A 12,451-nucleotide genomic window follows, 5' to 3' on the forward strand; every position below is an offset into this window, starting at 1 on the left:
TTAGCAATCGGTTTCGGAGTATGATTTTTGCTTCCTAAGGCCTCTTCAAGAAAAAATGCTGTGGTCAGACCGATACTGAAAAACCGCCGCGCCCAATCGGGAAGCGGCGGTTTTTTCACAGCAGATCGGCCTTATTCGGCTTCGTCCACTTGTTCGTTCACTTCGGCTTCGTGATGTGCCTGCCATGCGCGGCGGCGGCTGCGGTGGTAGGTCAAACCGGTACCGGCCGGAATCAGGCGGCCGACAATCACGTTTTCCTTCAAGCCGCGCAAATCGTCCTGTTTGCCCATGATCGCGGCTTCGGTGAGCACGCGGGTGGTCTCTTGGAAGGAGGCGGCCGAAATAAAGCTGTCGGTAGACAAAGAGGCCTTGGTGATGCCGAGCAGGATGTTATCGAAACGGGCGGGCTCTTTGCCGTCGGCCACCGCACGCTCGTTGGCCTGCATCACATCGCCGCGCTCCACCTGCTCGCCGGTGATGAAACCGGTTTCGCCGGCATCGGCAATGTTCACCCGGCGCAGCATTTGGCGGATGATCACTTCGATGTGCTTATCGGAAATCTTCACACCTTGCAGGCGGTAAACCTCCTGCACCTCTTGCACAATGTAGCGGGCCAGCGCTTCGATGCCCTGCAGGCGCAGAATGTCGTGCGGATCCACGGAACCGTCAACAATGGTTTCGCCGCGGTTCACCACTTGGCCATCGTGCACCAGAATCTGTTTCTCTTTCGAAATCAGGGTTTCGTGGGCCACGCCGTCCAAATCGGTGATGATCAGGCGCTGTTTGCCTTTGGTTTCCTTACCGAAAGACACGGTACCGGTCACCTCGGCCAACATGCCGGCGTCTTTGGGTACGCGGGCTTCGAACAGCTCGGCCACGCGCGGCAGACCGCCGGTAATGTCGCGGGTTTTGGAAGAGGCTTGCGGAATACGCGCCAACACGTCGCCCTTGCCCACTTCTTGTTCTTCACGCACGGTGATGATGGCGCCCACCGGGAAGGCCATGGAGATGGCGGTTTCGGTGCCCGGCATTTTCACTTCTTCGCCGTTTTCGTCCAAAAGCTTCACTGTCGGGCGCAGCAATTTGCTGGTGCCGGCGCTACGGCGTTTGCCGTCGATCACCACCAAGGTGGACAAACCGGTGATTTCGTCGGTTTGTTTGGTAACGGTAACGCCTTCTTCCACGTTTTCAAACTTTACGCGGCCGGCGTGTTCGGTAATCATCGGGCGGGTATGCGGATCCCAGGTAGCCAGGGTTTGGCCGGCTTTCACGCCCGAGCCGTCCTGCACCAGCAGGGTGGCGCCGTAAGGCACTTTATGACGCTCGCGCTCGCGGCCGATGTCGTCGTGAATCACCACTTCGGAGGAGCGGCCGATCACAATCAGTTCGCCTTTGTTGTTCATCACATAGCGCATCTGGCTGTTGAAGCGGGCGGTACCGTTCGATTTGGCTTCCACTTGGCTGGCGGCGGCAGCACGCGAAGCGGCACCGCCGATGTGGAAGGTACGCATGGTCAGCTGGGTACCCGGCTCACCAATTGACTGAGCGGCGATCACGCCCACCGCTTCGCCGGTGTTCACCAGTTTGCCGCGCGCCAAGTCACGGCCGTAACAGTGTGCGCACAGGCCGTAGCGGGTTTTACAGGTAATCGGGGTGCGTACTTTCACTTCATCGACGCCTGATTGGTCGATCAAGTCCACCATCTGCTCGTTGAGCAGGGTGCCGGCTTCCACCAGAGTGGCGCCGTTGGCGGGATCCACCACATCGGCTGCGGTCACGCGGCCCAAAATGCGGTCGCGCAGCGGCTCGATCACATCGCCGCCTTGCACCACGGCTTTCATCACGAAGCCGTCGGTGGTGCCGCAGTCGTCTTCCACCACCACCAAGTCTTGGGTCACGTCCACCAAGCGGCGGGTCAGGTAGCCTGAGTTAGCGGTTTTCAAAGCGGTATCCGCCAAACCCTTACGCGCACCGTGGGTGGCGATAAAGTATTGCAATACGGTCAGGCCTTCGCGGAAGTTCGAAGTGATCGGCGTTTCGATAATCGAGCCGTCCGGCTTGGCCATCAAGCCGCGCATACCGGAAAGCTGTTTGATCTGGGCGGCAGAACCACGGGCGCCCGAGTCGGCCATCATATAGATGGAATTGAACGACTCCTGCTCCACTTCCTTGCCTTCGCTGTCGAGCACCTTCTGCTTGGAAAGGTTGTCCATCATGGCTTTGGCAATGCGGTCGCCGGCGCGGCCCCAAATATCGACCACTTTGTTGTAGCGCTCGCCGTTGGTCACCAAACCTTGGCGGTATTGGTCTTCGATTTCTTTCACTTCGCTTTGCGCTTCGGCCAGCAGGGCGGCTTTCTCTTTCGGCACTTCCATATCGTCCACGCAGATGGAGATGCCGCCTTTGGCCGCAAAACCGAAGCCGGTGTACATCAGGTGGTCGGCAAAAATCACCGTGTCGCGCAGGCCGCACAGGCGGAACGAAGCATTGATGAGCTTGGATATTTCCTTTTTCTTCAGCGCCTTGTTGATGTACTCAAACGGCAGGCCTTTGGGCAGGATTTCGCTGAGCAGGGCACGGCCGACGGTGGTCTCGTAGCGTGTGGTCACCGGTTCGAACTCGTCTTGCTCGTTTCTCACCCATTCGCGCAGACGCACGGTAATCTTGGTGCCCAACTCCACCTGTTTGGTGTGGTAGGCACGGTGCACTTCCTGCACATCGGCAAACAGACTGCCTTCGCCCAAGGCATTGATTTTGTCGCGGGTCATGTAGTAGAGACCCAATACGATGTCTTGCGAAGGCACGATAATCGGCTCGCCGTTGGCGGGCGACAACACGTTGTTGGAGGCCAGCATCAAGGTGCGGGCTTCCATTTGCGCCTCCAGGCTCAAGGGCACGTGTACCGCCATTTGGTCGCCGTCGAAGTCGGCGTTGAACGCGGCACACACCAAGGGATGCAGCTGGATGGCTTTGCCCTCGATCAGAATCGGCTCGAAAGCCTGAATACCCAAGCGGTGCAGGGTCGGGGCACGGTTGAGCAGAATCGGGTGTTCGCGGATCACCTCTTCCAGGATGTCCCACACCTCCGGCACTTCCTGTTCCACCAGTTTCTTAGCAGCTTTCACGGTGGCGGCCAAGCCTTGGATTTCCAGTTTGTGGAAGATAAAGGGCTTGAACAGCTCCAAGGCCATTTTCTTCGGCAGACCGCATTGATGCAGGCGCAGGTAGGGGCCCACGGTGATCACGGAACGGCCGGAGTAGTCCACCCGTTTACCCAACAGGTTTTGACGGAAACGGCCGCCTTTACCTTTGATCATGTCGGCCAGCGATTTCAGCGGACGTTTGTTGGCGCCGGTCATCGCTTTACCGCGGCGGCCGTTATCCAACAGGGAATCCACCGCTTCCTGCAGCATACGCTTTTCGTTGCGCACAATGATGTCGGGCGCATTCAGTTCCAGCAGGCGTTTCAGGCGGTTGTTGCGGTTGATCACGCGGCGGTAAAGGTCGTTCAAATCGGAAGTGGCGAAGCGGCCGCCGTCCAGAGGCACCAGCGGGCGCAGATCGGGCGGCAGCACCGGCAGCACATCCATGATCATCCACTCCAGCTTCATGCCGGAGCGCAGAAAGGCTTCCAATACTTTCAAGCGCTTGGCCAGTTTCTTAATCTTGGTTTCCGATCCGGTGCTCTCCAACTCCTGACGCAGAATGTCCACTTCGGCGACAATGTCCAAGCTGCGTAACAATTCACGAATGCCCTCGGCACCCATTTTGGCGTCGAAATCTTCGCCGTATTCTTCCAGCTTGTTGTAATAATCTTCTTCGGTCAGCAGCTGGCGGCGTTGCAGCGGGGTCATGCCGGGGTCGGTGACCACAAAGGCTTCGAAATACAGCACGCGCTCGATGTCGCGCAGCGTCATGTCCAACACCATGCCCAAACGGGAAGGCAGGGATTTCAAGAACCAGATGTGGGCCACCGGCGCGGCCAATTCGATGTGGCCCATGCGTTCGCGGCGCACTTTGGACAAGGTCACTTCCACGCCGCATTTTTCACAGGTTACGCCTTTGAATTTCAAACGCTTGTATTTGCCGCACAAGCATTCGTAATCTTTCACCGGGCCGAAAATTTTGGCGCAAAACAGGCCGTCGCGCTCGGGCTTGAAAGTGCGGTAGTTGATGGTTTCCGGTTTTTTCACTTCGCCGTAAGACCATGCGCGGATGGTGTCGGGCGAAGCGATGCCGATGCGGATGGCATCGAATTCTTCGTCCACACCGGCCGTTTGCAGGGGGTTGAACAAATCTAACAAGGCTTTCATTTTTGCTCCTTATGAGGAAGAGTCATATTCTGTTGCCCTAGGCAGGGCGGATAATCGGCATGGGGCTTTCAGGTAGCCTCTCAGGCTACCTGAAAGCGGCGGGGCGTGATCAATAGCGCTCCATGTCGATATCCAAGCCCAACGAACGGATTTCTTTCACCAATACGTTGAAGCTCTCCGGCATGCCGGCTTCGATTTTGTGTTCGCCCTTGACAATGTTTTCGTACATTTTGGTGCGGCCGGTCACATCGTCCGATTTCACGGTCAGCATTTCCTGCAGGGTATAGGCGGCGCCGTAAGCCTCCAGTGCCCACACCTCCATCTCACCGAAGCGCTGGCCGCCGAATTGGGCTTTACCGCCCAAGGGCTGCTGGGTCACCAGAGAGTACGGACCGGTTGAACGGGCGTGCATCTTCTCGTCCACCAAGTGGTGCAGCTTCAGATAGTGCATCACGCCCACCGTCACTTTGCGGTCGAACGGTTCGCCGGAGCGGCCGTCGTACAAGGTGATTTGGGTTTTGGTGTCGTTAAAGCCCAGTTTTTGCACTTCGGGGTCGTCGCTCGGGTAGGCCAAATCCAGCATGGCGCGGATTTCTTCCTCTTTGGCACCGTCGAACACGGGCGAGGCGAAGGTGGCGCCGTTGCGCAGATTGGCCGCCAACTCCAACACTTCCCCATCACTCAGCGATTTCAGGTTTTCTTTTTTGCCGCCGCTGTTATACAGCTTGTCTAAGAAGGTACGGATTTCCTTCACTTTGCGCTGCTCGGCCAGCATTTTGTCGATGCGTTGGCCGATGCCTTTGGCGGCCCAACCCAAATGCACTTCCAGAATCTGACCGATGTTCATCCGCGACGGTACGCCCAAGGGGTTGAGCACGATGTCAACGGTGCGGCCGTCTGCCATATACGGCATGTCCTCCACCGGCAGGATGCGCGATACCACACCTTTGTTACCGTGGCGGCCGGCCATTTTGTCGCCCGCCTGCAGGCGGCGTTTGATGGCGATGAACACCTTCACCATTTTTTGGACGCCCGGCGGCAGCTCGTCGCCCTGGGTCATTTTTTTCTTCTTCACTTCATACTGGGCATCGGCCTCTTCGCGTTTCTGCTGCAGGCTGAGCTTGGTCAGTTCCAGTTGTTTGGCCAGCTCTTCGTCGGCCAGACGGATGTCGAACCAGTCGTGCTTGCTCGGCAGAGAAGCCAGATATTCGGCCGTGATCTCTTTGCCTTTGGCCAGCTTCATCGGGCCCCCGTTGGCTTTTTGGCCCACGATCAGGCGCTCGATACGGTCAAACGCATCGGCATCGAAAATACGCAATTGGTCGCTCAAGTCTTGGCGGTAGCGCTTCAGCTCGGCATCGATAATCGATTGGGCGCGTTTGTCGCGCTGGATGCCTTCGCGGGTAAAGACTTGCACGTCGATCACCGTACCGCTCATGCCGGTGGGCATACGCAGCGAGGTGTCTTTCACGTCCGAGGCTTTTTCGCCGAAGATGGCGCGCAGCAGTTTTTCTTCCGGCGTCAACTGGGTTTCGCCCTTGGGGGTCACCTTGCCCACCAACACGTCGCCGGCTTCCACTTCGGCACCGATATACACGATGCCGCTCTCGTCCAAGCGGTTTTGCATGCGCTCGGAGAGGTTGGGAATGTCGCGGGTAATGTCTTCGGCACCCAGCTTGGTATCGCGGGCCACCACGTTCAGCTCTTCGATGTGGATGGAGGTGTAGCGGTCGTCGGCCGCCACTTTTTCCGAAATCAGAATCGAGTCTTCGTAGTTGTAGCCGTTCCACGGCATGAAGGCGATGGTCATGTTCTGACCCAAAGCCAATTCGCCCAAATCGGTGGAAGCGCCGTCGGCAATCAAGTCGCCGCGTTGCAGCACATCGCCCACTTTCACGGCCGGACGCTGATTGATGTTGGTGGACTGGTTGGAGCGGGTGAATTTCACCAGATTGTAAATATCCACACCCACTTCGCCGGCCACCGCCTCTTCGTCGTGTACGCGCACCACCACGCGGTTGGCGTCCACATACTCCACCACACCGCCGCGACGGGCCGCGATCGCGGTGGCCGAGTCAATCGCCACCGCACGTTCGATGCCGGTGCCCACCAAGGGTTTTTCTGCACGCAGGCACGGTACGGCCTGACGCTGCATATTGGCGCCCATCAAAGCACGGTTGGCGTCGTCATGCTCCAGGAAGGGAATCAGAGAAGCCGCCACCGACACCACCTGACCGGTGGCCACGTCCATATACTGTACGCGGTCGGCCGTGGCCACAATGGTTTCACCTTTTTCACGACAGGTGATCAAATCGCCTTTCAGGTAGCCTTTGTCGTCCAATTCGGCGTTGGCCTGAGCGATCACGTAACGGCCTTCTTCAATCGCCGACAGATAATCGATTTGGTCGGTGACCTTGCCGTCCACCACGCGGCGGTACGGGGTTTCCAAAAAGCCGTAATCGTTGGTACGGGCATACACCGACAAGGAGTTGATCAAGCCGATGTTCGGGCCCTCTGGGGTTTCAATCGGACACACGCGGCCGTAGTGGGTCGGGTGTACGTCGCGCACCTCGAAGCCGGCACGCTCACGGGTCAAACCGCCCGGACCCAAAGCGGAAACGCGGCGTTTGTGTGTCACTTCCGACAAGGGGTTGGTTTGATCCATAAACTGGGAAAGCTGGCTGGAGCCGAAAAACTCTTTAATCGCCGCAGACACCGGTTTGGCATTGATCAGATCGGTCGGCATCAGGTTTTCTGATTCAGCCTGATTCAAACGCTCTTTGACCGCACGTTCTACGCGCGCCAAGCCGGAACGGAATTGGTTTTCGGTCAATTCACCCACCGAACGCACACGGCGGTTGCCCAGGTGGTCGATGTCGTCCACTTCGCCATGCCCGTTGCGCAACTCCACCAAAGTGGCGATGGAAGCCACGATGTCTTCCACGCTCAGAACGAAGCCGCCTTTTTCGGCCGCACCGGCAAAGGTTTCGTTCAGCAGTCGGCCGTACCAAGACTCCTGCTGCACATCGCTCAATTTCTGACCGTAGGTGCGGGTATTGAATTTCATGCGGCCGACACGCGACAAATCGTAGCTGTCCTCATTGAAGAACAGACGGTTGAACAGCAGCTCCACTGCATCTTCGGTCGGCGGCTCGCCAGGGCGCATCATGCGGTAAATGGCAATACGGGCAGCCGCCTGATCTGCCGTCTCGTCGGTACGCAAGGTGGCGGAAATATAGCCGCCTTGTCCCAACTCGTTGATATACAAGGTTTGGATTTCGCTGATGCCGTGGATATCAAACTGAGCCAGCAATTCTTCGGTGATTTCGCTGTTGGCGGTGGCCAATACTTCGCCGGTATCCGGCACAATCACGTCTTTGGCCAGCACTTTGCCGATCAGACTATCCGGCTCAACCGCCAAGCGTTTCAGACCGGCTTTTTCAATGTCGCGAATGGCCTTGGCAGTCACGCGCTTGCCGGCAGCCACCAATACTTTGCCTTCGGCATCGGTGATGTCGGCTTTGACGGTTTCACCTTTCAAACGAGACAACACCAAATCCGTCTCAATACCGTCCTTAGAGAGATAAAAGTTTTCTTTATCGTAGAAAGTATCGAGAATCTGCTCATGACTGTAGCCCAGCGCTTTGAGCAGAATGGTTACCGGCATTTTGCGGCGGCGGTCGATGCGGAAATAGAGCAAATCCTTAGGATCGAATTCGAAATCCAACCAAGAGCCGCGATAGGGAATGATGCGCGCAGAAAACAACAGTTTGCCGGAAGAATGGGTTTTGCCGCGGTCGTGCTCGAAAAACACGCCCGGGGAACGGTGCAGCTGAGACACGATCACGCGCTCGGTGCCGTTAATCACAAAAGAGCCGTAAGGCGTCATCAAGGGGATCTCGCCCATATAGACTTCATTCTCACGCACTTCTTTCACCACATTGGGCTTGGATGATTCTTTATCTAAAATCACCAAACGGATGCGGGCGCGCAGAGGGGCCGCATAAGTGATGCCGCGCAGTTGGCATTCGGCAATGTCAAACAGGGGCTCGCCCAAAACATAATGCACAAACTCCAAACGTGCATAGCCGTTGTGGCTGACAATCGGGAAAATCGAATTGAATGCCGCCTGCAAACCCTCATCCGCACGCTGGTCAAACGGACGGCTTTGCTGCAGGAATTTGCTGTATGACTCCAACTGCGTGGTCAGCAGATAAGGAACTTCCAGCACGCTGTCACGCTTGGCAAAGCTTTTGCGGATGCGCTTTTTCTCGGTAAAAGAGTAACTCATTGGCTCGCTCCAGATGATAAAAGACTGAGTTCAAAATCCATCGGTAACCGAAAGCATTTGCCCACACAGACATCATTGGCTGGTGGGACGCGCTGACTTCGGTCTGAATAATTTTCAAAAATTTACACACAAATCGAATTTAATTTGTAAATTTTTGCAAACTTTTCACTTTTCGGTAATGCCAAGCGAAATAAGGCTGGCAGTAAAACTGCCAGCCTTTTTGCTGCGCGGGAATTATTTGATTTCCACTTTCGCGCCGGCTTCTTCCAATTGTTTTTTGATGTCGTCGGCTTCGGCTTGAGACACGCCTTCTTTAACAGTTTTGGGTGCGCCGTCAACCATGTCTTTGGCTTCTTTCAAGCCCAGGCCGGTAATCGCGCGAACCACTTTGATCACGCCTACTTTTTGGTCACCGGCAGAAGCCAAGATCACGTCAAATTCGGTTTTGGCTTCGGCAGCAGCGGCACCGCCAGCAGCAGGACCAGCAGCCACAGCAACGGCAGCAGCAGATACGCCGAATTTCTCTTCGAACGCTTTCACCAAGTCGTTCAGTTCCATAACGGTCAGGTTGCCAACGGCTTCCAAAATGTCTTCTTTAGTAATAGCCATGCTATCAAACTCCTAAATATTGATAAAAAGATAAATTTTTTCTGAATGAAACAAAATCGGATGTTAAGCGGCTTCTTCGCCGGCTTTTTTCTCTGCCAAGGCAGCCAAACCGCGGGCCAAACCGGAAACCGGAGCCTGCATAACGAACAGCAGTTTGGACAGCAGCTCTTCGCGGCTGGGGATGGAAGCCAAATCAGCCACTTGGGCAGCATCCAGCACATCGCCATTGTAAGAACCGGCTTTGATGATGATTTTGTCGTCTTTTTTCGCGAATTGGTGCAGCACTTTTGCGGCGGCTACGGCATCTTCCGATGCAGCGTAAACCAGCGGACCAACCATTTGATCGGCCAAACCGGCAAAAGAAGTTCCTTCAACCGCACGACGGGCCAATGTGTTTTTCAGAACGCGCAGATATACGCCTTCTTTACGCGCGTTGGCACGCAGTTCGGTCATGCTGGCAACACTGATACCGCGATATTCAGCAACCACCATAGTTTGAGCGTTGCTGATACCGGCAACAATCTCTTCTACGGCTGCTTTCTTGGTTTCAATATTGAGACTCAAGGTCTACCTCCCACTGTTTATCAACGAAGCACCTATAAGACGCTTCACCAGCGCGGCAACCTGAAAAGACATTTTGCAAGCAAAGCACTTGCGCATACTTCAGGACTACCGTCTGCGTAGGGTGCAAACAATACAATTAAATCTAAAGATCCCTACGGTCTTGGACATCTACTTAATTGGATTTAAGTAGCCCATGTTTCAGGTAGCCTGCCGATAACAGGCTACCTGAAAATTTGATTAACTGTTTACACTAGCCGCATCTACACGCACGCCCAAGCCCATGGTGCTGGACAGAGCCACTTTTTTCAGATACTGGCCTTTGGCTGCCGCCGGTTTTGCCTTGATGATGGCATCCAGCAGGGCCGCAAAGTTTTCTTTCAGATCGGCTTCGGCAAACGAGGCACGACCAATGGTGGCGTGTACGATACCGGCTTTATCGGTACGGTACTGCACTTGGCCGGCTTTGGCATTTTTTACCGCTTCAGCCACATTCGGTGTCACGGTACCCACTTTGGGGTTAGGCATCAGGCCGCGCGGACCCAAAATGGTGCCCAACTGACCCACAATGCGCATGGCATCGGGAGAAGCAATCACCACATCGAAATCCAGATTGCCTTTCTTCACTTCTTCCGCCAAATCTTCGAAACCGACAATGTCGGCACCGGCAGCTTTGGCTGCTTCAGCATTGGCGCCTTGGGTAAAGACGGCCACGCGGGTGGTTTTACCGGTGCCCTTAGGCAACACAACCGAACCGCGGATTACCTGGTCGGATTTCCGGGGATCCACGCCCAAGTTGAAAGACACATCAATCGACTCGTCGAATTTGGCGGTTGCAGCCTGCTTAACCAAAGCAATCGCTTCGTCAACAGGATACAGCTTGTTGGCTTCAACAGAGGCGCGCAATGCTTTCAAACGTTTGGATACTTTAGCCATTACACACCCTCCACATCCAAGCCCATTGAGCGGGCAGAACCTGCAATCGTACGTACCGCCGCATCCAAGTCAGCCGCAGTCAAATCGGGCTCTTTGGTTTTGGCAATTTCTTCCAATTGCGCACGGGTTACGGTACCTACCTTATTGGTCAGCGGATTGGAGCTGCCCTTTTGCAAACCAGCTGCTTTTTTCAGCAGAATGGTTGCCGGCGGCGTTTTCATCACAAAAGTGAAAGATTTATCTGCAAATGCAGTAATCACCACTGGAATCGGCAGACCCGGCTCCATAGATTGGGTTGCCGCATTAAATGCTTTGCAGAACTCCATGATATTCAAGCCCCGTTGACCCAAAGCCGGACCGACGGGCGGAGAAGGATTGGCTTTACCTGCAGGAATCTGCAGTTTGATGTAGCCGACAATTTTCTTTGCCACTGTATTACACTCCTAAAAACGGGTATTGCGCAGAAGAATATCTGCTCCCCAAAAAGTCAAGCCGCGCATTATAAGCTTGAATCTGAAATTAATCAATTAAAGCACACAATTATACCTGGCAAATCTGTGTGCTTTTTACATCACAACTTTTCTACTTGGGCAAATTCCAGCTCCACCGGGGTTTCGCGGCCGAAAATTTGCACCGACACGCGCAACTTGTTGCGCTCATAATCCACCGCATCCACTAAGCCGTTAAAATCGGCAAAAGGACCTTCATTCACCCGAACCTGCTGACCAACTTCAAACTCAACACGTGGCTTGGGCTTTTTCTCGCCAGCAGCCCCACCGCCGACTTGGGCCATAATGGCTTCCACTTCACGCTGGGAAATAGGCAAGGGCCGATTGGCGGTACCGCCGATAAAGCCGTTAACGCGAGGGGTGCTTTTTACCAAATGCCAAGAATCATCGGTCATTTCCATTTCAACCAAAACATAGCCGGGAAAAAACTTACGTTCGCTTACCGTCTTGCGTCCGTTTTTGATATCCACCACTTCCTCAACTGGAACAAGGATCTGACCAAAATAGCCCTCCATCCCTTCTCGAGCGATTCGCTCTTTCAAAGTTTTTTGGACGTTTTTTTCAAAACCGGAATAGGCTTGTACTACATACCAACGTTTCGACATTTTTCCACCTCTTTATTATGCATTTAACAAGAACAGCCAAGCCAGAATGCTATCGACCACCCACAAGAAAAATGTCATCAAGGCGGTAAACACCAAAACAAACAAGGTATTGCGCCATGTTTCATTCTTGGTCGGCCACACTACCTTTTTCACCTCGGTAATAGAGCCTTTGACATAACGAACCAGATTCCGCCCTAAGTCACACCAAAAGAAAACAATGGCCACGGCCAAAATGACGCCCACCAAAGGAAACAGCGCCCGCAAATAAACCGACCATTGCGGCTGGGCATAATATCCCCAAACACCTGCAAGCAGCAAAATGGCGGCCAAAGCCAGCTTAGCCATATCGCTTCTTTTGCTCCGCTGCTGCTCGGCTTGCTCCTTTTGGCGCAACTCTTGTTTGGACATTTTAGGTGACGCCGTCACTTCTTTCGTCTTCTGCTTGTGACCACTCATTGTGATTACCTTAAATACATTCAGAAATTTTCTCTGTAAAAGAAAAGACTAACCGGCACGGGGCCGGTTAGTCCGATTTTGGCAGGCCAGGAGGGTCTCGAACCCCCAACCCTCGGTTTTGGAGACCGATACTCTACCAATTGAGCTACTGGCCTAAAACCTTCATTAAGC

8 protein-coding genes and 1 tRNA gene are annotated in these 12,451 nt (G+C 54.6%); all 9 read right to left on the bottom strand.

Annotated features, from left to right (window positions below; all coding sequences use genetic code 11):
* Positions 1 to 131: 131 nt before the first annotated feature.
* On the bottom strand, positions 132 to 4,313 hold the full coding sequence (gene rpoC / locus HMPREF9371_RS06490; protein WP_009119202.1) for a DNA-directed RNA polymerase subunit beta': 4,182 nt from the start codon (positions 4,311 to 4,313) through the stop codon (positions 132 to 134).
* A 109-nt stretch (positions 4,314 to 4,422) separates the two neighbouring features.
* On the bottom strand, positions 4,423 to 8,604 hold the full coding sequence (gene rpoB, locus HMPREF9371_RS06495) for a DNA-directed RNA polymerase subunit beta (RefSeq protein ID WP_009119203.1): 4,182 nt from the start codon (positions 8,602 to 8,604) through the stop codon (positions 4,423 to 4,425).
* Between the two features lie 234 nt (positions 8,605 to 8,838).
* Complete coding sequence (rplL, locus tag HMPREF9371_RS06500) at positions 8,839 to 9,213, bottom strand: 50S ribosomal protein L7/L12 (RefSeq protein ID WP_009119204.1); 375 nt, start codon at positions 9,211 to 9,213, stop codon at positions 8,839 to 8,841.
* A gap of 63 nt (positions 9,214 to 9,276) precedes the next feature.
* On the bottom strand, positions 9,277 to 9,777 hold the full coding sequence (gene rplJ / locus HMPREF9371_RS06505) for a 50S ribosomal protein L10 (protein WP_009119205.1): 501 nt from the start codon (positions 9,775 to 9,777) through the stop codon (positions 9,277 to 9,279).
* A gap of 237 nt (positions 9,778 to 10,014) precedes the next feature.
* Positions 10,015 to 10,710 (bottom strand): 50S ribosomal protein L1, encoded by a 696-nt coding sequence (gene rplA, locus HMPREF9371_RS06510; RefSeq protein ID WP_009119206.1) that lies wholly within the window; start codon positions 10,708 to 10,710, stop codon positions 10,015 to 10,017.
* Positions 10,710 to 11,141 (bottom strand): 50S ribosomal protein L11, encoded by a 432-nt coding sequence (rplK, locus tag HMPREF9371_RS06515; RefSeq protein WP_009119207.1) that lies wholly within the window; start codon positions 11,139 to 11,141, stop codon positions 10,710 to 10,712. The genes rplA and rplK overlap by 1 nt, the downstream gene beginning before the upstream one ends.
* Positions 11,142 to 11,281: 140 nt before the next feature.
* Entirely contained in the window at positions 11,282 to 11,824 is a 543-nt protein-coding gene (gene nusG, locus HMPREF9371_RS06520; protein WP_009119208.1) for a transcription termination/antitermination protein NusG, read from the bottom strand.
* Between the two features lie 15 nt (positions 11,825 to 11,839).
* Complete coding sequence (secE, locus tag HMPREF9371_RS06525; protein WP_009119209.1) at positions 11,840 to 12,280, bottom strand: preprotein translocase subunit SecE; 441 nt, start codon at positions 12,278 to 12,280, stop codon at positions 11,840 to 11,842.
* 79 nt (positions 12,281 to 12,359) lie between these two features.
* Positions 12,360 to 12,435 (bottom strand) — tRNA-Trp (locus HMPREF9371_RS06530).
* Between the last annotated feature and the right edge of the window lie 16 nt (positions 12,436 to 12,451).

Origin of the sequence: Neisseria shayeganii 871 (assembly GCF_000226875.1) — a bacterium.
In the GTDB taxonomy this organism is placed as follows: Bacteria; Pseudomonadota; Gammaproteobacteria; order Burkholderiales; family Neisseriaceae; genus Eikenella; species Eikenella shayeganii.